This is a genomic window from Campylobacter concisus (assembly GCF_003048555.1).
Lineage (GTDB): Bacteria > Campylobacterota > Campylobacteria > Campylobacterales > Campylobacteraceae > Campylobacter_A > Campylobacter_A concisus_AO.
On the sequence record NZ_PIRR01000013.1, the window covers coordinates 17,354 to 43,165 of the forward strand.

The following is a 25,812-nucleotide window of genomic DNA, read 5'->3' on the forward strand; positions in this document are numbered from 1 at the left end:
CTACTCTAGCTCCTCAGCGATCTCAAGCACTTCAAAATAGTCATTTTCTAGGCTTTCAAGCTCAGCTTTTGCCTTTTCAAGCTCTTCATAAAGCTTAGTAAGACCTACTTCTTGATAAATTTTTGGATCGCTTAAACCTTCATTTAGCTCAGAAATTTTTGCTTCAAGGGCTGAAATTTTATCTGGATATGTATTTAAAATTTGCGTTTGTTTGTAGCTTAGCTTTATGCCGGTTTTGCTCTTTTGTTTAGCTTCATTTTGGTTATTTACAAGCTCTTTTTCAAATTTATCAAGCTCTTTTAGCTCATCTTCAAGCTCCAAATAGACGCTATACTCTTCATGCAAGACATTTATCTTTGTGCCCTCAAATGCCCAAAGCTTGTTTGCCATCTTATCGACAAAATATCTATCGTGACTTACTAGTAAGATCGCACCCTCAAAGCTTTGCAAGTAGTCTTCTAAGATATTGATAGTTGCGATATCAAGGTCATTTGTCGGCTCGTCAAGTACCAGCACATCGTAAGTTTTAGTAAAAAGTAGTGCAAGTGCGACGCGGTTTTTCTCGCCGCCACTTAAAACGCCTATCTTTTTATCTAAAAATTCCTTTGGAAAGAGGAAATTTTTAAGATAGCCATAAACATGCATATTTCGTCCACGAACTAGCACATGATCGCCGCCATTTGGGCAAAATGTCTCTATTAGGCTCTTGTCATCATCAAGTACATTTCTAGCTTGATCAAAGTAGCCGATGCTCACCTCGCCTCTTTTTATCTCACCACTACTTGGCCTTTCAAGGCCTAGCAAAATTTTAAGCAGCGTGCTTTTGCCACTGCCGTTACGCCCGACTATGGCGATCCTCTCGCCCTGCAAGATTCTTGCGTCAAATTTTTCAAAAAGCACCTTGCCGTCTATACTTTTGCTTAAATTTTTAAACTCAAAGAGCATTTTTTTGCGGTTTTGGCTCTGAACTTGGTTGAAATTTTTACTCGCACGCTCCAGCTCTAGCCTCACGCGCCTTATCACGCCTGGGTTTTTCTTAGCCTCCTCGCGCATGGCAAGCACTCGCTCTTTTCTGCCCTCGTTTCGCTTTAGCCTAGCTTTTACGCCACGCCTTAGCCACTCCTCTTCGGCCTTTAGCTGTTTTAGCAGCGTCTCATGCGACTTTGCAAGGCTTGCTAAAATTTCCTCTTTTTTGGTTAGATAGTTTGCATATCCGCCCTCGAAATTTTTTAAGCTTGCATCCTCGACCTCAACGCACCTAGTAGCGAGCGCATCGATAAAATACCTATCGTGGCTTATAAAAACTATGCTTTGATTTGAGCTTTTAAGCATATCTTCAAGAAATTTGACCATATATACGTCAAGGTGGTTTGTCGGCTCGTCAAGCAGCAGCACATCTGGCTTTTTAAGGATGAGCGCACCCAGTGCCACGCGTCTGATCTCGCCACCACTTAGCGAGCAAATGGGCCTGTTTTCATACTCTTTTAGCTTAAATTCTTGCAAAATTCGCTCGATCTTATGCTCGATATTCCAGCCGTCTTTTGCCTCTATAAATTTTAAAAGCCTCTCTTGCTCTTTTAAAATTTCTTTGTTTTCAGGCTCATTTGCTAGTAAAACGCCACTCTTTTCATACTCGCTTATCGCGTCAAATATCTCTTTTAGCTCGTTATTTAGCGCATCTCTTACGCTAAATGTGGCGTTAAAATTTGGATTTTGCGCTAGCATCTCGACGCTTATTAAGCTCTGTAATATCCGTCTGCCGCTATCTGCTGCCACTTCGCCAGAGATGATCTTCATAAGCGTGCTCTTGCCGCTACCATTTTTACCGATGATAGCGATCTTTTCATTTTCATTTACACTAAAATTTACAGCGTTTAAAATTTCATTTGCGCCAAATTTTTTACTTACGTCTATCAGGTCGATTAATGCCATTTTTCTCTCATTTTTTAAATTTCTCGCGATTATATCAAAAGGGAGCTAAAACCTAATTTTGGCTATAATCGCCAAAATTTTGAAATAATTAAGGAAAATTTAATGAACTTATCTATGAGAAAACTCGTAGTTCCGATATTTTTAGATATGTTTTTACACTTCATTACGCTCATCATCAACACCTACATGGTTACAAAAGTGAGCGTGCATTTAGTTGGTGCCATGGGTGCGGGCAATCAAGTGATGGATCTTTTTATGACCATTTTTAACTTCCTAAGCATTGGCTGCTCGGTTGTCGTCGCCCAAGCACTGGGAGCTAAAAAGAACGATCTTGCTTCAAACGTCATACACGCAAGTATCACGTCAAATACACTCTTTGGTATCTTCTCAGCTATCATTATCTACGTCTTTGGCTACAACATCTTAAATTTACTAAACGTGCCAAAAGAGCTTATAAATGATAGCTTCTCATATCTTCACATCCTTGGCTTTGCCCTGCTTTTTGACGGTATCGGTATGGTACTAGCTGCAGTGCTTCGTGTTTATAACCTAGCAACTGCTGTTATGCTAACTTCGGTTTTAATGAACGTAATTACGATTTTGGGCAATGCTATCTCCCTTTTTGGCTGGTTTGATCTGCCAAATTTAGGCTTACAAGGAGTCGCTATCTCGACACTTGTTGGCAGATTAGTAGGCATTTTTGTGCTAGCTTATATGCTAAGTCAAAAAACAAAAGTTAAAATTTATTTTAAAAAGCTACTTGTCGTGCCATTTGAAATTTTAAAGAAAATTCTCTCAATCGGCCTTCCAAGCGCAGGCGAAAATTTACTCTGGATGGCGCAATACATGGTCGCTTTTGGCTTTGTGGCAAGCATGGGCGAGGCTAGCCTTAGCGTGCAGACCATTTACTTTCAGATCACGCTTCTTATCTTGCTTTGTGGAGCAAGCATTAGCGTGGCCAACGAGGTCATTGTAGGACATTTAGTTGGAGCAAGTGAGTTTAACGAGGCCTATACAAGGACATTTAGAGCGTTAAGACTTGGAGTTTTTATCACACTCGTAGTCGTGCTTATAGCTTATGCACTAAAGTATCAAATCATGGACGCACTAAATTTAAATGAAAATTTACGTGCGATCATGCTACCGCTTTTTACACTTTCGATATTTCTTGAAGCGGGTAGAACCTTTAACATAGTCATCGTAAATGCCCTTCGTGCAAGCGGTGATGCAAAATTTCCTCTTGCGACTGGCCTTATCTTTATGTGGGGGCTTTCGCTGCCACTTGGATATTTTTTAGGTATCTATCTTGGTTGGGGAATTATCGGCGTTTGGATAGGGTTTTGTGCTGATGAATGGCTAAGGGGCCTTGCAAATACGTGGCGTTGGAGAAGCAAAAAATGGCAAGAAAAACGCCTAGTTTAAAGCAAAAGAGCATAAATTTAGACTTTTATGGGCTAAGCGTTTTAATAAATTTTAAAACAAATGTAAAATCCATGCGTCTAAGAGTTGGCAAGGACGCTAAGATCACGCTATCTGTGCCATTTTACAGCACGCAAAAGATGGCTCTTAGCTTTCTTGAGATGCATAAAATTTGGCTTGAAAATACTTACAAAAAAGCTCTTTTGAATTTACCAAAAGATGATGAGATGAAATTTCTTGGGCAAGTTTATAAGATAAAATTTGATGAAAATTTTAAAGAGCCATTTTTTGATGGCGAGTTTGTCTTTACGCCAAATTTAAAAAGCCTTGAGCGTTTTAAAAAAACAAGAGCAAAAGAGCTATTTTTAGAGCTTGTAAGCCATTTTCAGCCTTTTATAAATAAGCCAATCAAGCGTATAGTCATACGAAATAGCAAAACTCGCTGGGGTAGTTGCAACCACAAAAAAAGCTACATAAACCTAAGCCTAAGACTCATAGAAAAGCCGCTCTCAGCCGTGCGCTACGTCGTTCTTCACGAGCTAACACACCTACTCTATCCGCATCATCAAAAAAGTTTTTACGATTTTATAGAAAAAATCATGCCTGATTATAGAAAGCAAGAGCAAATTTTAAAAGCGTAATTATTTTTCATCAAGTAAGTGTAAATTTAATATGATAAAATTGCGAGAAATTTTACAAAAGGAAATTTAAATGAAAAAAATGATTCTTGTTTCGCTTTTAGCTGCTTGTGCTTTCGCAGGCGATTTTGAAGATGGCTTAAAAGCATATGCTGGTTCAAATTTTAAAGAAGCTTTGGCTAAATTTGAAGCAGGATGTTTGGCAAATGATGTAAAATCTTGCGTAAAAGTTGGAGCGATTTACCAACTAGGAAAAACAGCTCTACCTAATCCAAGCAAGGCCTTAGAGTACTATAATAAAGCTTGCGAAGCTGGTGAGGTAGAAGGTTGCTCGGCAGCTGGTGGGCTTTATCTAAATACTGAACCGCAAAAAGCAAGAGAGCTTTTTAATAAAGCTTGTGAGAAGAATGATGGATATTCTTGCGAGATGGTAGGTTCTATCTTGATAGAAGCTAAAGAATTTAAAAAAGCTTATGAATTTTTAGTAAAAGGCTGCGAATTAGGCGATAAGATGTCTTGCGAATTTGCAGGCGATCTAAGACGCTCAAAACAACTATAATTTTTAGGCTTACGAGCCTAAAAATTTCTTATTTAAATTTATTACACCAATATCCTTAAACAAAAAATCCAAAAAAACACTTATTTTAAATAAAAATTACTCAAAGTATAAAGGTGGCTCTAAAAATCTACATTAGAAATTTAGGCAAGAGTGCTCTTGCCTAAGATTAGATTATTTTTATTTGATCAAGTGGTTTGTCTTTAATGCCCCATTGAGTCATAAAAACAAATCCATAAAGTACAGCAGCTACGATATAAGCAGTGTATTCGTTTGGTATAAGATTAAATTTCACACATATATTTGGTACAAGAGCTAGTGGCACAACAGGGATCAAAAGAATACGCTCCCAAATTCTAAGCTTTGTGACATAGTAGCCTTGAAGTAAGCTTGAAAATGCAAACATTCCTACGATCGCCATACCAAAGACAAGTAAAATTTCAAGCGGATTACTCATCCAGATTATTCCTTTTGAATCAAGCGGGTCGCCCTCATTTACGCTTTCTATTAGCATAAGTTTGTTGTTAAAGAAAAATGCAAATGGCAAGATCGCCGTTCTTAGATCATAAAAGAATCCTTGAACGCCAACGGTTATAGGATTCGCTTTGGCGATACCAGCTGCCGCATAAGCTGCGATACCAACTGGTGGCGTATCATCAGCTAAAATTCCAAAGTAAAATACAAAAAGATGCACAGCAATGGCTGGGATCAAAAAGCCATTTTTGTGCGCCAAAAATAAAATGACAGGTGCCACAAGACTTGAAACTACGATGTAGTTTGCCGTCGTTGGAAGACCCATTCCTAGTATTAGCGACATCATCGCAGTAAGAAGCAATATCATAACTATATTATCACCAGCAAGTAGCTCAACTAGATCTGAAAGTACTTGACCAAGGCCAGTTAGAGAGATAGAACCCACGATAATACCTGCAAGTGCGGTTGCTATAGCGATCGTTGTCATACTTTTTGCGGCTGCGACCATTGCCCAAAATATATCTTCAAAGCCTATTAACACATCATTTATTCCAACTTTTTCGCCACTTGCTAGTTTTTTAACTGGCTCTTGAAAGATCATTATTAAAAATAAAAACCCAATCGCATTAAATGCTGCAGCGATGGCTGACTCTTTTGCGATTAATAGCGTATAAAGCAAAATCAAAATCGGAGTTATATAGTGAAGTCCGCTTACAAAAATTTTAAATCTTGAGTGAAACTCGCTTTGATTTATACCTTTTAAGCCAAGCTTCACGCTCTCTAAATGAACGATAAAAAATAGTGACAAATAACAAGCAAATGCTGGGATAACCGCTGCCATCATCACGTTTGTATATGTCATACCTAAAAACTCAGCGATGATAAAAGCAGCAGCACCCATGATCGGAGGCATAAGCTGACCATTTACACCAGCCGCAACCTCGATGGCTCCAGCTTTCGTGCGTGAAAGACCAGCTTTTTTCATAAGTGGTATGGTAAATGTACCAACAGTTACGACGTTTGCAGTGGAGCTTCCTGAAACCATGCCAGTTAGGCCACTTGCGATAACTGAAGCTTTAGCTGGGCCACCTCTATATTTGCCAAGAAGTGAAAAGGCTAAATTTATGAAGTATTGTCCAGCGCCTGCCCTCTCAAGCAATGAACCAAAAAGAACAAAAAGATAGATAAAGCTAACGCTAACTCCGATAGGCACACCAAAGATACCTTCGGTCGTTAAAAACATATGACCTGCTATCTTTTCAAAGCTAGCACCTTGATGAGCGATGATATCTGGCATATAAGGGCCAAAGTGATCATATATCAAAAATAATATACAAATAATTGGAAGTGCTGGCCCCATGACACGCCTGCCAGCCTCAAGCAAGACAATGATCGCTAGAAACGATATGACAATATCTTGCGTGATGTAGTCCCCTGTCCTATCAGCTAGCTCATAAAAATAAACTGCTGGATAAAGCACGGCAACAACGCCTACCACACAAAAGACTAGATCGTAAAATGGCAAACTAGAATGTGCCTTTTTATGAAAAGTGACTGGATAAAGCAAAAATACAAGACCAACCGCAAAGGCTAAGTGTATCGAGCGTGAAATGTTAGTATTTAGCGGAAAATAAGCTATATAAAGCTGAAAAACTGACCAAGAAAAGCATACGATCGCAATGAAATAGTTGTAAAAATTGCTATTTATCTCCCTTGTCTTTACTTCGACAAATTGTTCTTCGTTATCTTTGACTTCGTTCATCTCTCTCCTTTAAAATTTAAATATATAAATTAAAAATTTGCATATTTAAATTTTATCCAGAGGCAAAAGCCTCCGGAAATGGATTATTTTAAAATACCAGCCTCTTTAAATGCAGCTTCTGCAGCTGGGTGAAGCGGAGCTGAAAGACCTTGAACAAGATCTTCTTTATTTACTGATTTTAGCGCTGGGTGAAGAGTTTTGTACTCATCAAAGTTGTCTAAAATAGCTTTTATCACAGCCTTTACAGCCTCATCTTTTGTATCTTTATTAGTTACCAAAACAGCTTTTACACCGATAGTATTTACGTCGTGATCAACGCCATCATATGAACCTTTTGGTATCACACCTTTTGCGAAGTATGGCTTCTCTTTAAGAAGATTATCGATCTCACTACCTTCGATATTTAGGATATCAATCGGTAAAGATGTCGCTGCGTCAGTGATGTTTGCGGTTGGGTGGCCGACAACAAAGCTATAACCATCTATCTTTTTATCTTTTAGTGCGTGTGGGCATTCGCCAACTGTTAAAACACCGCGATATCCTAGTTTTGAAACGTCAAAGCCTTTTGCCTTAAAGACTTCAAGCGTACTTACTTCGTTGCCGCTGCCTGGGTTTCCGACATTATATTTTTTACCTGCAAATGAAGCAAGATCACTTGTTAGACCGCTATCTTTTGCTACAACAAATGCAAGAAGTTCTGGATAGATAGCAACTACTGAGCGTAAATTTTCATCTTTTGCTCCGTCAAATTTGCCAGTGCCGTTAAATTTATCATATACAACGTCACTTTGAACAAAGCCAAATGTAAGCTCTTTTTTCAAAACGTTATTCACGTTATAGACTGAGCCGCCAGTTGATTGGACTGAGCATTTTACATCGGTGTTTTTGTTTGCCAAGCGGCAGATCGCTCCACCTATCGGATAGTACGTACCTGTCATGCCGCCAGTGCCGATACTGATAAATTCTTTTGCTGAAAGAGTTGTTGCTAAAAGCAAGCCAGCAAGTGCCAAAGAAGTAGTTTTCATCTAAGATCCTTTCAAGAAATTTAAGGCTATTTTATTCTATAAATTTAGCTTTTTACCTTATTTAATATGATATTTTCATGCCGTTTTAGTAAAGTTGCAACCATTCTACACAATCAAGACTTAAAAAAATATTTTCTTAAGATTAAATTTATATTTCTTTATCAGCCAAAATAAATTTGATAAACCGGCTATTTAAATATCATTTTTTATTGTATAATCCACCGCAGTTCTAAGTTTTAGAAAAACTGTTGCGAATTTACAACTAATCAATAGCTTTTATAAATGTTAATAACAATCAAAAATTTATTTATGGAGGAATTCATGAAAAAATCACTTATGTTGGCCGCTTCTATGCTGCTTTTATCTTTAAATTACGCTTCTGGTGCAGACGAAAAAACGCAAGTTAGCTTTAGCGGCTCATCTACTCTGGCTCCAGTTATCGCTAAAATTTCAACCGACTTTATCGAAAAGTACGAGACTTGGGACAAAGTTGATAGCTCTTTACCAAACAAAAATATCACCATCTTTGTCTCAGCTGGTGGCTCTGGCGCTGGCGTAAAAGCCGTGCTTGATCATGTCGCTGACTTTGGCATGCTAGCTCGCGATATAAAAGATAGCGAAAAAGCAAAGATCAAGGATATGAAAGCCTATACGCTTGGTATAGACGCACTTTGCGTGGCTGTAAACCCAGAAAATGAGGTGATAAAGCTAAAGGGCGGAAATTTGAGTAAAGACGAGATAGTCAAAATTTTCTCAGGCGAGTATAAAAAGTGGAGCGATCTTGACAAATCCCTACCAAATGACGAAATAGTCGTAGTTACAAGAGATCTTGGCGGCGGTGCTCACGAGGTATTTCAAAAAAAGATCATGAAAGATGTCAAAGTTAGTAAAAACGTCATCCAATCACCTTCCATGGGCGCACTTGTCTCAAAAATCATCGAAAATAAAAACGCTATTGGCTACGCATCTTTTGGTATCACAAACCAAAACAAAGGCAAGCTAATACCGCTAAACGTTGATGGCGTCGAGCCAACTGTTAAAAACATAGTTGATGGCAAATACTACATCTCTCGCCCACTCATCATCGTAAAAAGTGGCAATCTAAGCAAGAGTGAGCAAATTTTTGTAGACGTGCTAAATTCAGCCGAAGGTCAAAAGACTATCGAAAAAATGGGATTTATACCAGTAAAATAGTCTAATGACAGGGCAAATTTTTAAAGGCGCGATATATCTTTTCACACTTTTATCCGCCATGCTTTTGCTTTTACTCGTGGGATTTTTACTGCTAAATTCCACGAGTTTCTTTGCAGAAGTAAGCCTTTTTGACTTCTTGCTAAATGGCGACTGGGACGTTAGCACAGAGCCTTTTAGCTTTGGACTCTTTAATATCCTAGTCGCAAATTTCGTAGTTGCGTTTTTAGCTTGTATGTTTTCATTTTTTATCTCGCTTGGCGTTACTATATTTATCTGCTTTTTTGCGAGCGCCTGGCTTAGGCACGTGCTAGACTGGATGATACGGATACTAGCTGGCATACCATCTATCATATATGGATTTTTCGCGCTTTACACAGTTGTAAAAATTTTAGAGTCAGGGCTAAAAATGTCCGCTGGCGAGTCAGTCTTAGCAGCTAGTCTAATCCTTAGCGTCATGATACTGCCCTTTTTTACCTCGCACTTGCTCCAAAGCGTGGGTCTGCTAAAGCAAAATTTCAAAACAAACTCAGACGCGCTTGGCGTAAGCACTGGATATTTTATAAGAAAAATAATTTTTAGGAAATCTATAAAAGCTAGCATTTCAGGCTTTATACTCGCATTTTCAAGAGCAGCTGGCGAGACTATGGCTGTGATGATGGTCATAGGCAACACCCCGCTTTTTCCGCACCTGCTCTCAAAAGCTCAGACCATACCATCTCTAATAGCCCTTGAAATGGGTATGAGCGAGGCTGGTAGCTTGCACTATCACGCTCTTATTGCAAGCGGATTTGTCCTGCTTGTTTTTATATTTATGCTAAATATTTTTATCTTTAAATTTGAGAAAAACAATGAACGCTTTTAAAGATCATCTAGTCAAATTTTATGCCTATCTTTGCGTATTTATAGTGGTTGCGATGATATTTTGGATATTTTATTTCATCTTCGCAAATGGTATCTCTCAGATAAATTTAGACTTTCTAACCAAAAATCCACAAGGTTTAAATTTAGGTGAGAGTGGTGGCATAAGAGACGCTATCATAGGCTCATTTTTGCTGATGATACTATCTATGATATTTTCTGCACTTCTTGGCGTTAGCTGCGCCATTTATAGGCAAATTTACTGCACCTCTGGCACGATCAAGCTTGGGCTTAAATTTATCATCCAAACGATGGCTTCTATTCCTTCTATCTTGCTTGGGATGTTTGTTTATGGGCTTTTTATCGTTAGTCTTGATATCCCTAAAAGCCTACTAACAGCTAGTATTACGCTTGCTTTGATGGTCTTTCCATTTGTTGAAGTTAGCACAGAAAAGGTGATCTCGCAGATCGATGAAAAGATGTTAAGAGATAGCTTCGCGCTTGGTGTTGATAAAAATTTCATGGCTAGAAAGCTGGTTTTGCCAGCTATTAGAAAAAATATAATATCTATTTTAATACTTGCTGGCAGCTACGCCATAGGGGCTACCGCACCGCTACTTTTAACTGGAGTCGTCTTCATGGCAAAAGTAGAGGGGCTGCTCTCGCCGGTCATGGCACTGCCTTTTCATCTGCACATGCTACTAAGCCAGTCAGTCGCAACGCAAAATGCCTACGCCACGGCGCTCGTGCTCATTTTTATATTGATCATTTTGCATCTGCTTTCAGCCGTAGTTTTATTTGATATAGGAGAGAAAATTGCCAGATATTTTAAACATAAAAGATCTTAGTATTTTTTATCAAGATAATGAAATTTTAAAAGATCTAAATTTAAACATCGCCGAAAACGAGATCATCTGCCTAATGGGTAGCTCAGGATGTGGCAAATCGACATTTCTTTCAGCGCTAAATGGCTTTTTAGAGCAAAAGGGCGGCAGATATAGCGGAGAAATTTTATTTAGAGGTGAAAATATCAAAGATAAGGGCGAAATTTGGCTAAGACGAAAGCTAGCCATACTCTTTCAAGACGCCACACTCTTTCCTTTTAGTGTAGAAAGAAATTTGACCTATGCGATGGAATTTTACGAGGGCAGCATAAAAGATAAGCAAAAAAGAGTAGAAGAGCTCTTAAAAAGCGTAAATTTACTGGGTGAAATAAGCGATCTAGATATGCCAGCTAGCAAGCTCTCTGGCGGTCAAAAGCAAAGACTTTGCATCGCAAGAATGCTAACTACAAAACCTGAAGTGCTCATGCTTGATGAGCCTTGCTCATCGCTTGATATGAAAAATGTCTTGATCGTAGAGGAGCTTTTAAAAAGCTTGTCGCAAAGATACACCATCATCATCACCACGCACAATGAAGAGCAGGCAAAAAGGCTTGGCGGCAGGATAGTTCGAATCGTAGATAAGAAATTTACATTTTAAGAGAGCTAGAAATTCTAGCTCTAAATTTAGTCGATAAATCTTTTTGTGATATTTGCGTAGGCATCGATCCTGCGGTCTCTTAAAAATGGCCAAATTCTGCGCACTTCTTCGCTTCTTTTCATATCTATCTCAACGATCTTGCAAAGCTCATCTGTGCTATTTGCACGGAAAAGCTGCTCGCCTTGTGCCCCAAAAACAAAGCTATTTCCCCAAAATTTTATACCATCCATCACACCACTATCATCTTTTTCAAAGCCCACACGATTTACCGCAACAACCGGCAGGCCATTTGCCACGCTGTGACCTCTTTGAACTGCCACCCACGCTTCAAGCTGTCTTGATTTTTCATCATCACTATCGCCCTCAAACCAGCCAATAGCCGTTGGATAGATGAGAATTTTTGCTCCTTTTAGCGCCATCAGCCTAGCTGCTTCTGGATACCACTGATCCCAGCAGACCAAAACGCCAAGCTTGCCAAGGCTGGTTTCAATAGGCTCAAAGCCAATATCGCCAGGTGTGAAGTAAAATTTCTCGTAAAATCCAGGGTCATCAGGGATGTGCATTTTTCGGTACTTGCCAGCCACGCTGCCGTCACGCTCGAAGACAAAGGCGGTGTTATGATAAAGTCCGTCAGCCCTCTTTTCAAAGAGTGAAGTGACTAAAACAACGCCATTTTCTTTTACTACTCTGCCCCAAAAAGCGACATCTTCTTGCCAGTCGTTTGCATGATCAAAGAAATTTGTATCCTCGCTTTGGCAAAAGTATTGCGTCTGGTGCAGCTCTTGGCAAACAACTAGATCAGCGCCACCTTTTTTTGCCTCGGCGATTAGCTCAAGCGTCTTTGCGATAGTCGCCTCTTTTGTGCCTTTAAATTCTTGTTGAAGTAGTGCTACTTTCATCTCATTTTCCTTCTTTGTCATTGTATGGGTCTAAATGCGTGGTTATCTGCCACGAATAATCCCTAAATTTCTCTCTTATCTCAGCTTCAAGCGAATCGGCCACCTCATGCGCATCGTAAAGCGAGATATCTTTGTCAAAAACTAAATGCAGCGTTAAAAATATGGTATTTGCGCTCTGTCTAGTGTTTAGGTAGTGAAAGTCTGAAATCCTCTGCTTTGCCTTTATCATCTTGATGATCTCATCTGTGACCTCAGGGCTTGCTGCGTGATCTAGCAAGATACCAAAGGCGTCTTTACCTAAATTTATAGCGCTTTGAGCGATGTAGCCGCTTATCACAATACCAAAGATCGCATCTATCATCACAAATCCACTAAATTTAATGACAAGAAGCGAAATAATGACAGCAAGGTTGCTAAAAAGGTCGATCTTATAGTGCAGCGCGTCTGCTTTTATGATAAGGTTTCCACTTTTTTTAGAAATTTGGTTTAAAAATAGCACCAAACATAACGTCACTATGACCGAAAATACCATCACGCCAAGGCTTAAGCCAAGGTCTATTTCTAAATTTGGCTCGCTAAATTTCTTAACGCTCTCATAAAATATATATCCAGCAGCCACAACGATGATGACGCACTCAAATAGCGCTGCCAAGGTCTCTAGCTTTGTGTAGCCAAAGTTAAATCTCTCATCAGCTTGCTTTCTTGACTTTCTAAGCGCAAATAAATTTAAAAGCGAGACAATAAAATCAAGCATCGAGTCAATCGCCGAGCCAAGAACAGCGACCGAGCCGCTAAAAAGACCAGCTGTAAATTTCACAAGTGCGAGCAAAAAGGCGCAAGCTCCAGCTGCGATAACTGCCTTATTTTCGCTCTGCGTGCACTCTTGCTTGTTTATGCGGTTAAACTCATAATCAAACGGACTTGACAAGGCTAAGCCCTTTTGTATCTATTTTGGCTTGAGCAGTGAAGCGAGCCATTTTGACGCACAAAAACTAGCGAATTTACACCGATGATCTTTCTATCTGGCAGTGCCTTGGCAAGTAAATTTAGCACCTTTTCATCGTTTTCGTCGTTATATGTTGGCACGATTAGCGCGCCATTTATAAAGATAAAATTTGCATAGGTGCAACCAAGCCTTTTACCATCATAAAATTTAGGCTTAGGAAGTGGCAGAGCAAGTAGCTTAAAGCCAGTTTTTTTAAGCTCATTCTCCATCTTTTTAAGCTCATCAAAGTGCTCATCACTCTTGTCATCGCAAGCTGCGTAAGCTACCGTATCAGGCGTGATAAAGCGTGCTAAAGTGTCGATGTGGCTATCTGTGTCATCGCCTCTTATAAAGCCATTTTCAAGCCAGATGATACGCTTTAGACCAAATAAATTTTTTAGTTTTTCCTCGATCTGTTCTTTGCTAAGCGCTTTGTTTCTATTTTCATTTAGCAGGCATTTTGAGGTGGTTAAAAGCACGCCATCGCCGTTAAACTCGATGCTTCCGCCCTCTAGTATCATATCAACAGGCTCAAGCTTGGTTTTGTAAATTTTAGCTAGTTCTAAATTTATCGCATCATCTTTTGAGCTCTTAAATTTACCGCCCCAAGCGTTAAATTTAAAGTCATAGCTCTTAACGCCGTCCTTGGTGCAAACGTCGATCATGCCGTAGTCTCTGATCCAAGTATCATCAGTCTCAAGCTTAACAAACTCTACATTTTTAAATTTTTTAAATCTATCAAAATTTGCCTCATCAGGGCAGATGAGCACCACCTTTTCATAGGGCGTAACAGCAGCCACAAGCTCCTCATAGCCCGCCAAAATCTCCTCTAAATAAGGCTCCCAGTCACTCTTACTATGTGGCAGCGATAAAAACAAAAGCTCCTGCTCTTCCCACTCTGCGTAAGCTCTCACGCTCTCTCCTTATAAATTTTATAAATTCCATAAATTGTAATGATTATCCAAAAGACCTCTATCAAAAATGAGCCAAGGTTAAAGTGCACAAAAAGCGAGATGATAAGTAGCACCGCACCTACTAAATTTATTATCTGATAGGCTAGATCGCGGCTATTTAGGCGGCCGATTTGAAGTAAAAAGTAGCCCAACACGATGCAAATCATCCCTAAAAAGCCGATGATCTGAAAAAGATCGATCAAATTTTATCCTTTTTGCAAGCTTAAATTTAAAGCAAGATCATATCTAATTAGTTTTAAATTTATGATTATAAGATAAAATAACTCCATTTTTCAGATTGGATTAAAGTTTTATGGATTTTGAGTTTATTGAGAAATTTTATCCGCTTTATGTTAAGGCCGGAGTGCTTACCTGTGAGATTGCCTTTTTAGGGATCATTTTTTCTATTTTGATCGGTATTTTTTGCATGGGAGTTAAATTTTACAAGCTGAAATTTCTCTCAAAGATTGTTGATTGCTACGTTGAGCTTTCAAGAAACACGCCGCTTCTCATCCAGCTGTTCTTTTTATACTACGGCTTGCCAAAGCTTGGAGTGTCGATGAGTGGCTTTACCTGTGCGGTCGCTGGGCTTAGCTTTCTTGGTGGTAGCTATATGAGCGAGAGCTTTAGACTTGGCTTTGAGGCGGTTAGAAAGTCTCAGATAGAAGCAGGACTAAGCATCGCACTTAGTAAAAACCAGCTCCTAAGATATGTCATCTTGCCACAAGCCTTTAGCGTGGCGCTTCCAAGTATCAGTGCAAACGTTATATTTTTACTAAAAGAGACCAGTATCGTTAGTATAGTAGCGCTCGCTGATCTAGTCTACGTTGCAAAGGATCTTATCGGACTTTACTACAAAACAGATGAGGCACTTTTTATGCTGGTGGTGAGCTATCTTATCATCATCTTGCCAGTATCGCTGGCACTTAGCTACATCGAAAAAAGGGTAAGACATGCAAGGAGTTAGTATATTATTTGACACGCAAAATTTACTAAGGCTGTTTGAAGGGCTCATTGTAAGCACTGAAATTTCATTTATCTCGATTATCATCTCTGTCATCGGCGGCCTAATCCTTGGCGTTTTGATGAGTTTAAAAAACAAATTTATATATCTTGTTTTAAAAATTTGCCTCGAGATCGTTCGCATCATGCCCCAGATCGTCTGGTTATTTTTATTTTACTTTGGCGTTAGCAAGGCTTTTGATATCCACATCTCAGCATTTACCGCCTCACTCATCGTCTTTAGCCTTTGGGGTGTTTTTGAGATGATGGATATCGTGCGCGGCGCTATCACATCAATACCAAGGCATCAGTTTGAGTCAGCCGCCTCCATCGGTCTAAGCAAATTTCAAATTTACTTCTACGTCATCATTCCGCTTGCTACAAGAAGGCTGGTGCCTGGAGCTGTAAATTTACTAAGCCGTATGATAAAAACGACCTCTATCGTCGTGCTAATCGGCGTCGTAGAGGTGGTCAAGGTCGGCCAGCAGATCATCGAGCGAAATGTATTTACCAACCAGATGGCGCCATTTTGGATATATGCGCTCATATTCTTTTTATATTTTGCTATCTGCTATCCAGTCTCAAAACTATCAAAAAAACTAGAAGAAAAATGGAGCTAAAATGAGCGAAAATATCTTAGAACTTAAAAAAATAAATAAATTTTATGGAGAGCTTCACGCCTTAAAGGATATAAATTTAGAGGTAAAAAGCGGTGAAGTGGTCGTGCTTCTTGGACCATCGGGCTGTGGCAAGAGCACAACTCTTAGATGCATAAACGGCCTTGAGAACATCGCTAGCGGCGAGATAATAATTGATGGCGAAGTAATTGATGCTAAATTTAATGATTGGCAAAGGATCCGCCAAAAAGTCGGCATGGTCTTTCAAAGTTATGAGCTATTTGATCATATGAACGTCATAGACAACGTCCTTCTTGGGCCTTTAAAGGTACAAAAAAGAGATAGGGCCGAGGCTGAAAAAACGGCTGATATGTGGTTAAGCAAGGTTGGACTGCTTGATAAGAAATTTGCCTATCCAAAGGAGCTAAGTGGTGGCCAAAAGCAACGCATAGCAATAGTAAGAAGCCTTTGTTTAAACCCTGAAATTATGCTATTTGACGAGGTTACGGCTGCGCTTGATCCAGAGATCGTTAGAGAAGTGCTTGATGTGATACTAAATTTAGCCAAAGATGGCATGACAATGCTAATAGTCACCCATGAAATGAGCTTTGCAAGAGCGGTTGCAAACAAGATCGTTTTTATGGACGCTGGAGCGATCGTGGAGATCAGCGAACCAGAGGAATTTTTTACCAACCCAAAGAGCGACCGTGCGAAGAAATTTCTAAATTTATTCTCATTTTAGAAAAAATAAGAGATAATTTGCCGTTTTTTCAAAATGCGTTTAGAGCGAAAATTTAACGCTCTTATTTATTTAACTTTTTACAAGGAGAAAGAGTGAGAAAATTTAAATTTTTCTTATTAGCATTAATCGCTACCGTCTTTCTAACGGGTTGTGGTAATGACAAAGGTGCCGACACGGCAAAAGCTGCTTCAAACGAAGCTGATACGATCGCAAAGATCAAAGAGCGTGGATTTGTAAGAATTGGCGTTTTCAGCGACAAACCACCATTTGGCTATGTCGATAAAGACGGCAAAAACCAAGGCTATGATATTTACTTTGCAAAACGTATCGCAAAAGACCTACTAGGCGATGAGAGCAAGGTAAAATTTGAGCTAGTCGAGGCTGCTGGTAGAGTTGAAGTTTTAGTAGCTGATAAAGTAGATATTACGCTTGCAAATTTTACAAAAACACCTGAGCGTGCACAAGTTGTTGATTTTGCACTTCCATATATGAAGGTTTCACTTGGCATCGTAAGCCCTGAAGGTGCGGTGATAAAGAGCATCGATGAGCTAAAAGACAAAACCCTAATCGTAAATAAGGGCACAACCGCAGACGCGTTTTTTACAAAAAATTATCCTGATATCAAGCTTGCAAAATATGACCAAAATACTGAAACATTTGCAGCTTTGGTTGATAAAAGAGGTGCTGCACTAGCACATGATAATGCCCTACTTTTTGCCTGGGCGAAAGAGACTCCAGGCTTTGTTGTAGGCGTTGAAGCACTTGGTGATGTGGACGTGATAGCACCAGCTGTTAAAAAAGGTAACAAAGTTTTACTTGACTGGCTAAATAATGAGATCATTGAGCTTGGAAAAGAAAATTTCTTCCACAAAGACTATGATGCTACACTAAAACCGATCTACGGCGATAGTGTAAATCCAGAATCACTTGTCGTTGAAGGCGGCAAACTCTAAAAATTTAATGGCGTAAATCTTTACGCCATCTCTCTTTTTTTAAATTTAACAAATACGTTTGTAAAAATTTTTGCCGGTAGGTTACACTGCATAAAATCCATGATAGACAGTATTATGTATCTGAGCAGCAAGCTAGTAGACGAGCCTCTTAAATAATGAGATATTTTAAAAAGAATGCCAACATTAGATAGACTACTTGTGGATTTAAATTGCATTATCCACTTGAAGGTTCAAAAAAGCTAAGATGCATGTTTTTGATAAATTTAAATTACAGATAGTATGTATGCAGAGAAAAAATCCGCAAAAGCTAGGCAAAAAGATAAATCTTAGTTTTTTGAATGTTTAAATAAATTTTAAAAAGCATTTTGGAGTAAATTTAGCCCAAAATGCTGATTGTAAGCTACATTAAGCTCTTTAACAAATTTGTCACTTTTTGCTCGATCTCTTCTAGAAATTCTTTACTCTTTGCCTCAAATCTAGTGACGATAACTGGCGTTGTATTTGATGCGCGCACTAGCGCCCAGCCATTTTCAAACTGAATCCTTATGCCATCAATATCAATGATATTTTTTATCTTTGGCAGGTCGCAACTCTCGTTTTTCACGCACTCTTTTAACTTGGCAACTATCTTAAATTTAGCCTCGTCAGTCGTCTTTACCTTGATCTCATCGGTGCTAAAGACAAGTGGCATCTTATCAAGCTCGCCGTCAAGGTTAAAGCCCTTATGAACTAGTTCGAGTACTCTCATCATCGCATAAAGCGCATCATCAAAGCCAAAGTATCGCTCTTTAAAGAAGATATGACCGCTCACTTCAGCTGCAAGATCTACGTTTAGCTCTTTCATCATCTTTTTTATATTGCTGTGTCCGGTCTTGCCCATAAATACTTCACCTATCTTTGCGATCTCATCGTACATATTTTGTGAGCATTTTACCTCGCCAAGCACCTTTGGATGTTTCATATTTAGTGCATAAAGATATGCTAGTTCATCGCCTTTTATATCTCTTTTTGGCGTTATAACCGCGATCCTGTCGCCATCTCCGTCAAAGCCAAATCCAAGGTCAAATTCTTTCTTTTCGATGAGTGAAAATAGCTCTTTTAAATTCTCTTTTTCGCTTGGGTCTGGGTGGTGATTTGGGAAATTTCCATCTGGCTCTTCATACAAAATTTTTGCATTTAGCCCGAGTGCCTTGACGATAGGCACCAAGCTCACGCCAACAGCGCCATTTGCGCAGTCGATAACAAAAGGCTTTTTGAAATTTTTAAGCTCACTAAATTCTTTTACAAAAAACTCAACATATTTTTCTAAGATATTAAATTTCTCACAGCTATCATCGTCTGCGATCTCTAAATTTGAGGCGATTATCTCGTTCACCTTATCTTTTAAAATTTGCAGATCTTTGCCAAAAAAACTATCTTTTTTGATAGTAATCTTAAAGCCGTTGTACTCTTTTGGGTTGTGAGAGCCCGTGATCATGATACTTGCATCAAAATAATCAGCATAAACGCTAAAGTAGCCAACAGGAGTTGGAAGTAAGCCGATGTTATAAATTTTAAAGCCACCAGCCTTGTTTAGACCACTTAGTAGATACCTAAAAAGCGTGCTAGCACTAAGTCTTGCGTCAAAGCCAACGCTTAAGGTTTTTACGCCAAATTCGTTAAATTTCTTACCCAAAGCAAACCCTATAGCCTTGACGCTGTCCTCCGTCAAGTCTTTTTCAAAAATACCGCGGATATCGTATTCTCTAAAAATTTCATCATATTTCATTGTAAATTCTCCCTAAAAGAAAGCAAAATGATACAAGAATAAATTTAAAAAGGAGTAAATAATTTTATAAATTTAGTGAGGTTAAAGTTTAAATATAAATTCGAGCTAGAAAGCTCTAGCTCGAAAAGGGCTGCTACATCATGCCGCCCATGCCACCCATTCCGCCCATGTCAGGCATTGCAGGCATTGCTTTTTCTTCTTTTATCTCGCTGATAGTTGCCTCAGTTGTTAGTAGCAAGCTAGCCACACTAACAGCGTTTTGTAGCGCAACTCTCTCAACTTTAACTGGGTCGATAATGCCAGCTTCAAACATATTTACATATTCGCCAGTTGCAGCATTAAAGCCAAAATTTGCATCTTTGCTTGTCTCAACTGCGTTTGCTACTACGCCTGCGTCAAAGCCAGCGTTCTCAGCAATTTGGCGAAGTGGAGCACGAAGCGCTCTTCTAACGATCTCAGCGCCGATTGCCTCATCACCTTGTAAATTTAAATTTACGCTCTTTGAGGCAAGGATAAGAGCTGAACCACCACCTACTACGATACCCTCTTCTACGGCTGCACGAGTAGCGCTTAGTGCGTCATCTACGCGGTCTTTTTTCTCTTTCATCTCAGTCTCAGTCGCAGCACCTACTTTGATAACAGCCACGCCACCGCTTAGTTTTGCAAGACGCTCTTGAAGTTTTTCTTTGTCGTAGTCGCTTGTAGTCTCTGCGATTTGAGCTTTTATTTGAGTGATTCTAGCGTCGATCGCTGACTTCTCACCTGCGCCATTTACGATAGTTGTATTGTCTTTGTCGATAACTACGCTTGAAGCTTGTCCAAGGTCGTTTATAGTAGCGCTCTCAAGTGTTCTGCCTAGCTCTTCGCTGATAACCTCACCACCTGTTAAAATAGCGATATCTTCAAGCATCGCTTTTCTTCTATCGCCAAAGCCAGGAGCTTTAACAGCTGAGATGTTTAGCACGCCACGAAGTTTATTTACAACAAGCGTTGCAAGTGCCTCGCCCTCGATATCTTCAGCGATGATTAGAAGTGGTTTGCCACTCTTTTGTACTTGCTCAAGCACTGGAAGTAAGTCTTTTAAATTTGTAATCTTCTTGTCAAATAACAATATAAATGGATTGCTTAGCTCAACTTGCATCTTTTCAGGGTTTGTGATGAAGTATGGGCTTAGGTATCCGCGGTCAAACTGCATACCCTCAACAACGCTTAGCTCATCTTGGATAGATTTTGCCTCTTCTACTGTTATGACGCCATCTTTACCGACTTTCTCCATCGCATCAGCGATAAGTTTACCGATGCTCTCATCTGAGTTAGCAGAGATAGTAGCGATCTGAGCGATCTCTTTTGAACCTGATACTTTTTTAGAGATATTTTTTAGTGCATCTATAAGAGCTGCCACTTCTTTATCCATACCGCGTTTTACTTCGATAGGATTTGCGCCAGCAGTTACGTTTCTAAGACCCTCTTTAAATATCGCGTGAGCTAGCACAGTCGCTGTTGTAGTGCCGTCGCCTGCTTGGTCGTTTGTCTTGCTTGCTACTTCTCTAACTAGGCTTGCACCCATGTTTTCGATAGTATCTTTTAGCTCAACTTCTTTAGCCACGCTAACGCCGTCTTTTGTGATGTTTGGAGCACCAAAGCTCTTTTGGATAAGGACATTTCTGCCTCTTGGTCCCATTGTCACTTTTACAGCGTCATTTAGTTTTTTTACGCCCTCGTATAAGCGGTTTCTTGCATCATCAGAGTAAAAAATTTCTTTTGCCATTGTTTTTCCTTTCGGTTTTAATTTATTTTAAAAAATCAGCCTTATTTATCATTGACAAAGGCATATTAATATCAAAAATTTTGCCGCGAATATTTGAATAGCCGTTTTTAGCCAGTCTTTCGCTATGCATTTTCAGATACTTTTCCGCATTCTCCTTATTGTCAAAAAGATAAATTCCGCCGGCTTCTTTTGTTTGTTTATTCTCAGTCCAAATTTTCCATATCATACCGGGTTCTTGGTTGATGCTTTTGGCCAAATCCTCAAAAGCTTTTGACATCTCGTCTCCAAAAAGACCTTCTTGCGGAAAATCAACATACATAATCGCAGCCATCTGCAGCCTTATTTTAAAACGCCTAAAACATCATCAATATTTAAAACAAGATATGTTTTATCATCTAAATTTATCTCAGTGCCACCGTATTTTGCAAATACAACTTTATCACCAACTTTTACGCCCTCTACTTCAGCCCCGACTGCTTTTACCTCACCGCTTAAAGGTTTTTCTTTTGCGTTATCAGGTATAATAATGCCCGAAGCTGTGGTCTTTGTCTCCTCTACGCGTTCGACTAGAACACGCTTGCCTAATGGTTGAAAGTTCATTGTTCATCCTTTTGGTTTAATTGTCTTTTTTAGCACTCTTTATTTTTGAGTGATGAGATCCTAGCACTTTTTTCTAAAAAAGTCAATAATTTATAGTTAAATTTTATTAAAACTTTAGTCACTTGCACTAAAGATTTGTGATATATAAAACTAATATAAAGGAAATTTATGAAAAAAATAGCCTATTTAGTAGTGGCTTTGGGGCTGATAATCCTTTGCCTTTTTGGCTTTATCTTTAGCTCTTTTAGCAATAAATTTATAGCCAGCAAAATAGAAAAAGAAGCGCTCGCTCGCGGTATCGATGTAAAATTTAAAGATTTTAACCTTAGGCTTAGTACGCTAAATTTAGAAGCGACCGTGATGAACGCCATAAATTTAAAGGCAAATGGCGATCTCTCGTTACTTGCTCAAAGTATTAATTTAAACATAGAGATAAACGCCGACAAGGCAAAGGCTAGCGAGCTTGGACTAAAAAAAGATGTCGCTCTTAAAGCAAACGTAGCTGGTAAATTTAGCGACTTCAAGCTAATAGCAACTGGCACGGTGCTTGGCTCAAACATAAATTTAAATGCAAATTTAAAAGACTATCTGCCAAAAGCTCTAAATCTTGACGCTAAAAATATCGAACTCTCTGAGATATCAGCTCTTGCTAAAAAGCCAAATTTAGCTAGCGGTAAGCTTGATCTAACAAGCAATATGCAAGGGGTTGATGAGAAAAATGAGCCCATTATAAACGCTCAAATTTTAGCAAGTGGCGCAGCGATAAATAAAGAAATTCTTAAAAACGAATTTGGTCTAAATTTAGCAAAAGATATAAGCTTTAAAGGCGGTGTAAATGCTAAATTTGCAAATGAAAAAGTGACCGCGAAAACCATTATCATCGCACCTGAAGCCACTTTAAAAGCAAATGAAACGACTTATGATCTAGTTAGTAAAAATTTAAAGAGCGACTTTTTGCTAAACGTGCCTGATCTTGCCCTTTTTGGCAAGCTCTTAAATCAACAGCTAAGTGGCGCAGTGGATATAAACGGCGAAATTACAATGCAAGAAAACGCCCTTAAAAACCTAAAAGCTGAGATAAACGGGCTTGGCGGCAAGATAAATGCAAATTTTGATAGCAAAAACTTAGCCCTAAATGCGGCTAACATCAAGCTAAAAGAGCTTCTAGCGCTTGCTCTACAGCCTAGCTACGCAGATGGGCAGATAAATTTAAATGCAAATTTTAGTGGCTTTGACGAGCTAAAAAAGCTTGCAGGTGAGGCTAAATTTGAGATAAAAAACGGCCTTATAAATAATGGTCTTGCAAAGCTTAAAAATGCGGCAAAATTTGAGCTAAAAGGCGGCGCTACCGCGAAAGGTGAGCTTGTAAGTTTTGACGCAAACGTACTTAGCGACCTTGGCGGGCTAAAGGATATAAAGGGCGTTTATGACCTAAAAAACAGCCAAATTTTTAGCAAATTTGCGCTGCTTATTAGCGACCCTGAGAAATTTAAAGCAGTTAGTGGCTTTGAAGTTGGCTCAAAGATGGTGCTTATGGGCGATGTGAAGGTTAAAGAGAGCAAGATAGATGAGCTAAATTTAGGCGGCGATGCCTTTGCTGGCAAGCTAAACGTCGCCATAAAAAATGAAAATCTTGATCTTAGCCTAAAAGAGGCGCAGCTAGGAGAAATTTTAGCACTTAGCGGCAACGACAGGCTGGCAAACGCCAAGGCAAATCTCCAAGCAAAAGGACAAAATATCTTTAGCAAAAGCCCAAGTATCGCCGCAACGATCGCTTTAAATGAGGGCAAATTTAACGCCGCAGCGCTTAGCAAAATACTTGATAAAAAATTCCCAGAAAATGAGAAATTTAGCTCAAATTTGAGCCTAGACTACAAAGGCGACATAGCAAAATTTAGTGGCGACTTTCTTAGCTCGCTAGCTGATATAAAGGGCATAGATGGCAGCTTTGACGTGGGCAAAAGCACGCTAAACTTAAAGCTTCAAGCGGTAGTTTCAGAGCTAAATAAGCTTGCATTTTTAGCTGGCCGTGAGCTTCACGGCAAATTTGCAGCCCTCGTAACGGCAAACGGTAAAGTAGATGATCTAAGCGTAAAAGCCACTTCAGATGATCTATTTAAGGGCAAACTCGAGACAAACTACAAAGCTGGCGTGCTTGATGCGGTGCTAAAAAACTTCGAAGTCAAAGGGCTAACACAGACTTTGGGGCTGGATCATCTATATGACGGCAACGGCGATGCTAAATTTGACTACGAAACAAAGCAAAAGCTCGGCAAATTTGACATCTTGCTAAAAGAGGGTCACCTAGCCAGCACAAATCTCACAAACAATATAAAAACCTTCACCGGCAAGGACATCACAAAAGAGATTTACAAAGATGGCAAAATTTACGGCGATATAAAGGGCGATAACGTCGTTTTTAACGTAAATTTAAGCTCGCCAAAAAGCGACATAAAGGTTGCAGGCGGCACTTATAACACCGCTACAAAAATGCTTAATGCGCCGCTTGTTTGCAGGCTCGAAAAGACCGATCTAAACGTGAAAATTTCAGGCACGACAGACAAGCTAAAATACGACGTCAGATCGCAGTATCTTGAAAATAAGGTCAAAAAAGAGATAGGTAGATTTTTAGACAAAAAGCTTGGCAAAGATGATGACGCAAGCGGCGAAAAACAAAATTTAAAGGGGCTTTTAAAGGGGCTATTTTAGATGAAAAAGGCGGAAAATTTAAAGTATCTAATGGGGCTTGGGCACTTTTGTAGCGACATAAACCAAAGTGCGCTTGGTGCGATGTTGCCCTTTTTTATCGCGAGCTACCACTACGACTACGCCACAGCCGCCTCGCTCGTGACCGCCACAAATTTAGCAAGCTCGCTCATCCAACCACTAATCGGCCGCCTAAGCGACAAAAAAGAGATGTCCTACGTCATCCCACTTGGGCTACTACTTGCCGGCGGAGGCATGAGCCTAACTGGCTTTGTCACAAACTACTACATCATCTTAGTCTGTGTGATGATAAGCGGTATCGGCGCTGCACTCTTTCACCCAAGTGCCGCAAGGATCGTAAACTACGCCTCAAACGCCAAAAATAGAGCCAAAAGTATAAGCATATTTTCATTTGGCGGAAACGCAGGCTTTGCGGTTGGGCCTATTTTGGTCGCCGTTTTTGTGGGAAATTTTGGCCTGAAAGGGACGCTAGTCTTCATCATACCTCAAATTTTTCTGACACTTTTGTACATTAAAAAGGGCAAATTTATAAAAGCATTAGAGGGCAATCATAAAAAGCAAATTTTGCAAAAAACTATCACTTTAAAAGACGATCTGGGAGCATTTTTGAGGCTTTGCGTCTGCATATTTTCACGCTCCATCGTAGCCTTTGGTTTTACAGCATTTTTTAGCATATATCTCATCAAAATTTTTGGCATTAGCAAAGAGGTGGCAAATGTAAATTTAAGCCTATTTTTCGCTGCAGGTGCTATTTCTACACTATTTGGCGGAGCACTGGCTGACAGGTATGGTCTAGTAAAACTCATCAAGATAAGCCTAAGTATCGCCGCGCCGCTAGTCGTGCTAATGCTCTTTATCGACAGCTACGTGCTATTTCTAGCGGCCTCCATCTGCGTGAGTGCATGCATTAGCCTATCTTTTAGCCCCTCTATCGCCCTTGCGCAGCTTTATCTGCCAAATCAGATCGGCCTAGCCTCCGGCGTAACGCTTGGCCTTAGCATCACAATCGGTGGTATATTCGCAACAGTCATTGGCAAGATCGCTGACCTCTTTAGCCTAACGCACTCATTTTACTTTATCGCCGCAGTATCGATCATCAGTGCGGTGTCGAGCTACTTTTTAAAGCCAGTCACGAGATAAATAAATACTAAATTAATATAAATTAACCTGATTTAAAAATATTTAAACATTTTTTAAATTAATTACAATAAAATAACTAATTTAATTTAAGGAGTAAATTTGGAACCGTTACAACAAGAAAAACAATATATGTTAAAAAGTGCCAGAGAGTTGGGGATTGTATCTTGTATTGTGATGATATTTAAGCATCTAGTTTATATTTCAGGACTTTATGAAACCTTTGATCTTAGTTTTAATTTTATCTTCAAAATATGCTGCGACTCTATCAGTTGGATACTTTTATTTTTTGCCATTTCATTGATATGCTCTGTTTATAAT

Annotated in this window: 25 protein-coding genes; 14 read left to right on the forward strand and 11 right to left on the reverse strand. The window is 39.4% G+C overall.

All coding sequences use genetic code 11. From position 1 onward, the window contains the following. Complete coding sequence (abc-f, locus tag CVS92_RS03630) at window positions 1–1,932, reverse strand: ribosomal protection-like ABC-F family protein (protein WP_107788538.1); 1,932 nt, start codon at window positions 1,930–1,932, stop codon at window positions 1–3. A gap of 102 nt (window positions 1,933–2,034) precedes the next feature. Here abc-f and CVS92_RS03635 point away from each other — a divergent pair, with 102 nt between their 5' ends. From CVS92_RS03635 to CVS92_RS03645, 3 genes are all read left to right on the forward strand, one after another. Continuing rightward, window positions 2,035–3,354 carry an MATE family efflux transporter gene (locus CVS92_RS03635; RefSeq protein WP_107788539.1) on the forward strand — a complete coding sequence of 440 codons (1,320 nt, stop codon included), beginning with the start codon at window positions 2,035–2,037 and terminating at the stop codon, window positions 3,352–3,354. After that, window positions 3,330–3,992: a M48 family metallopeptidase gene (locus CVS92_RS03640; protein ID WP_199906405.1), complete on the forward strand. Its 663-nt coding sequence runs from the start codon at window positions 3,330–3,332 to the stop codon at window positions 3,990–3,992. The genes CVS92_RS03635 and CVS92_RS03640 overlap by 25 nt, the downstream gene beginning before the upstream one ends. A gap of 70 nt (window positions 3,993–4,062) precedes the next feature. Further along, window positions 4,063–4,548, forward strand: coding sequence for a tetratricopeptide repeat protein (locus tag CVS92_RS03645; protein ID WP_103600401.1), 486 nt, complete (start codon window positions 4,063–4,065; stop codon window positions 4,546–4,548). A 166-nt stretch (window positions 4,549–4,714) separates the two neighbouring features. Here CVS92_RS03645 and CVS92_RS03650 read toward each other — a convergent pair whose 3' ends face one another. Together CVS92_RS03650 and CVS92_RS03655 are read right to left on the reverse strand one after the other, a co-directional pair. Next, on the reverse strand, window positions 4,715–6,781 hold the full coding sequence (locus tag CVS92_RS03650; protein WP_107788541.1) for a TRAP transporter permease: 2,067 nt from the start codon (window positions 6,779–6,781) through the stop codon (window positions 4,715–4,717). An 83-nt stretch (window positions 6,782–6,864) separates the two neighbouring features. After that, window positions 6,865–7,806, reverse strand: a complete 942-nt coding sequence (locus CVS92_RS03655; protein WP_107788542.1) for a TAXI family TRAP transporter solute-binding subunit — start codon at window positions 7,804–7,806, stop codon at window positions 6,865–6,867. Between the two features lie 321 nt (window positions 7,807–8,127). Here CVS92_RS03655 and CVS92_RS03660 point away from each other — a divergent pair, with 321 nt between their 5' ends. The 4 genes from CVS92_RS03660 to CVS92_RS03675 are packed head-to-tail and all read left to right on the forward strand — an operon-like array spanning window position 8,128 to window position 11,340. Continuing rightward, the gene (locus CVS92_RS03660; RefSeq protein WP_107788543.1) at window positions 8,128–9,000 is read left to right on the forward strand and encodes a phosphate ABC transporter substrate-binding protein; all 873 of its coding nucleotides are present in this window, start codon (window positions 8,128–8,130) and stop codon (window positions 8,998–9,000) included. 4 nt (window positions 9,001–9,004) lie between these two features. Continuing rightward, window positions 9,005–9,862, forward strand: a complete 858-nt coding sequence (gene pstC, locus CVS92_RS03665; protein WP_107788544.1) for a phosphate ABC transporter permease subunit PstC — start codon at window positions 9,005–9,007, stop codon at window positions 9,860–9,862. Continuing rightward, complete coding sequence (locus tag CVS92_RS03670) at window positions 9,849–10,706, forward strand: PstA family ABC transporter permease (protein ID WP_107788545.1); 858 nt, start codon at window positions 9,849–9,851, stop codon at window positions 10,704–10,706. The genes pstC and CVS92_RS03670 overlap by 14 nt, the downstream gene beginning before the upstream one ends. After that, the gene (locus CVS92_RS03675; RefSeq protein ID WP_107788546.1) at window positions 10,675–11,340 is read left to right on the forward strand and encodes a phosphate ABC transporter ATP-binding protein; all 666 of its coding nucleotides are present in this window, start codon (window positions 10,675–10,677) and stop codon (window positions 11,338–11,340) included. Before CVS92_RS03670 ends, CVS92_RS03675 begins: the two co-directional genes overlap by 32 nt. A 26-nt stretch (window positions 11,341–11,366) precedes the next feature. On the opposite strand, the gene CVS92_RS03680 is transcribed toward CVS92_RS03675, so the two are convergent. The 4 genes from CVS92_RS03680 to CVS92_RS03695 are packed head-to-tail and all read right to left on the reverse strand — an operon-like array spanning window position 11,367 to window position 14,380. After that, complete coding sequence (locus tag CVS92_RS03680) at window positions 11,367–12,239, reverse strand: carbon-nitrogen hydrolase (RefSeq protein ID WP_107788547.1); 873 nt, start codon at window positions 12,237–12,239, stop codon at window positions 11,367–11,369. Window position 12,240: 1 nt separating this feature from the next. Beyond that, window positions 12,241–13,167 (reverse strand): cation diffusion facilitator family transporter, encoded by a 927-nt coding sequence (locus CVS92_RS03685; RefSeq protein WP_107788548.1) that lies wholly within the window; start codon window positions 13,165–13,167, stop codon window positions 12,241–12,243. Window positions 13,168–13,169: 2 nt separating this feature from the next. After that, window positions 13,170–14,138, reverse strand: a complete 969-nt coding sequence (locus CVS92_RS03690) for an agmatine deiminase family protein (protein ID WP_107788549.1) — start codon at window positions 14,136–14,138, stop codon at window positions 13,170–13,172. Beyond that, a complete protein-coding gene (locus tag CVS92_RS03695) occupies window positions 14,135–14,380 on the reverse strand; it encodes a CBU_0592 family membrane protein (RefSeq protein WP_021091247.1) in 246 nt (81 codons plus the stop codon). Before CVS92_RS03695 ends, CVS92_RS03690 begins: the two co-directional genes overlap by 4 nt. A 110-nt stretch (window positions 14,381–14,490) precedes the next feature. Here CVS92_RS03695 and CVS92_RS03700 point away from each other — a divergent pair, with 110 nt between their 5' ends. From CVS92_RS03700 to CVS92_RS03715, 4 genes are all read left to right on the forward strand, one after another. Next, the gene (locus CVS92_RS03700) at window positions 14,491–15,144 is read left to right on the forward strand and encodes an amino acid ABC transporter permease (RefSeq protein ID WP_107788550.1); all 654 of its coding nucleotides are present in this window, start codon (window positions 14,491–14,493) and stop codon (window positions 15,142–15,144) included. After that, window positions 15,131–15,799, forward strand: coding sequence for an amino acid ABC transporter permease (locus CVS92_RS03705; protein ID WP_107788551.1), 669 nt, complete (start codon window positions 15,131–15,133; stop codon window positions 15,797–15,799). Before CVS92_RS03700 ends, CVS92_RS03705 begins: the two co-directional genes overlap by 14 nt. Window position 15,800: 1 nt before the next feature. Further along, on the forward strand, window positions 15,801–16,538 hold the full coding sequence (locus CVS92_RS03710; RefSeq protein WP_107788552.1) for an amino acid ABC transporter ATP-binding protein: 738 nt from the start codon (window positions 15,801–15,803) through the stop codon (window positions 16,536–16,538). A 92-nt stretch (window positions 16,539–16,630) separates the two neighbouring features. Continuing rightward, window positions 16,631–17,491: a cysteine ABC transporter substrate-binding protein gene (locus CVS92_RS03715; protein ID WP_107788553.1), complete on the forward strand. Its 861-nt coding sequence runs from the start codon at window positions 16,631–16,633 to the stop codon at window positions 17,489–17,491. 400 nt (window positions 17,492–17,891) lie between these two features. On the opposite strand, the gene CVS92_RS03720 is transcribed toward CVS92_RS03715, so the two are convergent. From CVS92_RS03720 to groES, 4 genes are all read right to left on the reverse strand, one after another. Beyond that, on the reverse strand, window positions 17,892–19,259 hold the full coding sequence (locus CVS92_RS03720; RefSeq protein WP_107788554.1) for a phosphomannomutase/phosphoglucomutase: 1,368 nt from the start codon (window positions 19,257–19,259) through the stop codon (window positions 17,892–17,894). 133 nt (window positions 19,260–19,392) lie between these two features. Beyond that, window positions 19,393–21,027: a chaperonin GroEL gene (gene groL / locus CVS92_RS03725; RefSeq protein WP_002940160.1), complete on the reverse strand. Its 1,635-nt coding sequence runs from the start codon at window positions 21,025–21,027 to the stop codon at window positions 19,393–19,395. 22 nt (window positions 21,028–21,049) lie between these two features. Then, on the reverse strand, window positions 21,050–21,358 hold the full coding sequence (locus tag CVS92_RS03730) for a monooxygenase (RefSeq protein WP_084042163.1): 309 nt from the start codon (window positions 21,356–21,358) through the stop codon (window positions 21,050–21,052). Window positions 21,359–21,366: 8 nt separating this feature from the next. Further along, the gene (gene groES / locus CVS92_RS03735) at window positions 21,367–21,627 is read right to left on the reverse strand and encodes a co-chaperone GroES (RefSeq protein WP_072594386.1); all 261 of its coding nucleotides are present in this window, start codon (window positions 21,625–21,627) and stop codon (window positions 21,367–21,369) included. Window positions 21,628–21,795: 168 nt separating this feature from the next. Between groES and CVS92_RS03740 the strand changes: the two genes are divergently transcribed. The 3 genes from CVS92_RS03740 to CVS92_RS09150 all read left to right on the forward strand — a co-directional run. After that, the gene (locus tag CVS92_RS03740; protein ID WP_107788555.1) at window positions 21,796–24,336 is read left to right on the forward strand and encodes a tryptophanyl-tRNA synthetase; all 2,541 of its coding nucleotides are present in this window, start codon (window positions 21,796–21,798) and stop codon (window positions 24,334–24,336) included. Beyond that, window positions 24,337–25,494 (forward strand): MFS transporter, encoded by a 1,158-nt coding sequence (locus CVS92_RS03745; RefSeq protein WP_107788556.1) that lies wholly within the window; start codon window positions 24,337–24,339, stop codon window positions 25,492–25,494. A 99-nt stretch (window positions 25,495–25,593) separates the two neighbouring features. Then, on the forward strand, window positions 25,594–25,812 hold a 219-nt coding region (locus CVS92_RS09150; RefSeq protein ID WP_234398694.1), incomplete at its 3' end, for a hypothetical protein.

Excerpts from the sequence above, each read along its gene's own strand:
- CVS92_RS03705 (WP_107788551.1), top strand. The coding sequence starts at position 15,131 with ATGCAAGGAGTTAGTATATTATTTGACACGCAAAATTTACTAAGGCTG.
- CVS92_RS03645 (WP_103600401.1), top strand. The coding sequence starts at position 4,063 with ATGAAAAAAATGATTCTTGTTTCGCTTTTAGCTGCTTGTGCTTTCGCA.
- pstC (WP_107788544.1), top strand. The coding sequence starts at position 9,005 with ATGACAGGGCAAATTTTTAAAGGCGCGATATATCTTTTCACACTTTTA.
- CVS92_RS03710 (WP_107788552.1), top strand. The coding sequence starts at position 15,801 with ATGAGCGAAAATATCTTAGAACTTAAAAAAATAAATAAATTTTATGGA.
- groES (WP_072594386.1), bottom strand. The coding sequence starts at position 21,627 with ATGAACTTTCAACCATTAGGCAAGCGTGTTCTAGTCGAACGCGTAGAG.
- CVS92_RS03680 (WP_107788547.1), bottom strand. The coding sequence starts at position 12,239 with ATGAAAGTAGCACTACTTCAACAAGAATTTAAAGGCACAAAAGAGGCG.
- CVS92_RS03700 (WP_107788550.1), top strand. The coding sequence starts at position 14,491 with ATGGATTTTGAGTTTATTGAGAAATTTTATCCGCTTTATGTTAAGGCC.
- CVS92_RS03660 (WP_107788543.1), top strand. The coding sequence starts at position 8,128 with ATGAAAAAATCACTTATGTTGGCCGCTTCTATGCTGCTTTTATCTTTA.
- CVS92_RS03650 (WP_107788541.1), bottom strand. The coding sequence starts at position 6,781 with ATGAACGAAGTCAAAGATAACGAAGAACAATTTGTCGAAGTAAAGACA.
- CVS92_RS03720 (WP_107788554.1), bottom strand. The coding sequence starts at position 19,259 with ATGAAATATGATGAAATTTTTAGAGAATACGATATCCGCGGTATTTTT.
- CVS92_RS03730 (WP_084042163.1), bottom strand. The coding sequence starts at position 21,358 with ATGGCTGCGATTATGTATGTTGATTTTCCGCAAGAAGGTCTTTTTGGA.
- abc-f (WP_107788538.1), bottom strand. The coding sequence starts at position 1,932 with ATGGCATTAATCGACCTGATAGACGTAAGTAAAAAATTTGGCGCAAAT.
- CVS92_RS03745 (WP_107788556.1), top strand. The coding sequence starts at position 24,337 with ATGAAAAAGGCGGAAAATTTAAAGTATCTAATGGGGCTTGGGCACTTT.
- groL (WP_002940160.1), bottom strand. The coding sequence starts at position 21,027 with ATGGCAAAAGAAATTTTTTACTCTGATGATGCAAGAAACCGCTTATAC.
- CVS92_RS03740 (WP_107788555.1), top strand. The coding sequence starts at position 21,796 with ATGAAAAAAATAGCCTATTTAGTAGTGGCTTTGGGGCTGATAATCCTT.
- CVS92_RS03670 (WP_107788545.1), top strand. The coding sequence starts at position 9,849 with ATGAACGCTTTTAAAGATCATCTAGTCAAATTTTATGCCTATCTTTGC.
- CVS92_RS03655 (WP_107788542.1), bottom strand. The coding sequence starts at position 7,806 with ATGAAAACTACTTCTTTGGCACTTGCTGGCTTGCTTTTAGCAACAACT.
- CVS92_RS03640 (WP_199906405.1), top strand. The coding sequence starts at position 3,330 with ATGGCAAGAAAAACGCCTAGTTTAAAGCAAAAGAGCATAAATTTAGAC.
- CVS92_RS03635 (WP_107788539.1), top strand. The coding sequence starts at position 2,035 with ATGAACTTATCTATGAGAAAACTCGTAGTTCCGATATTTTTAGATATG.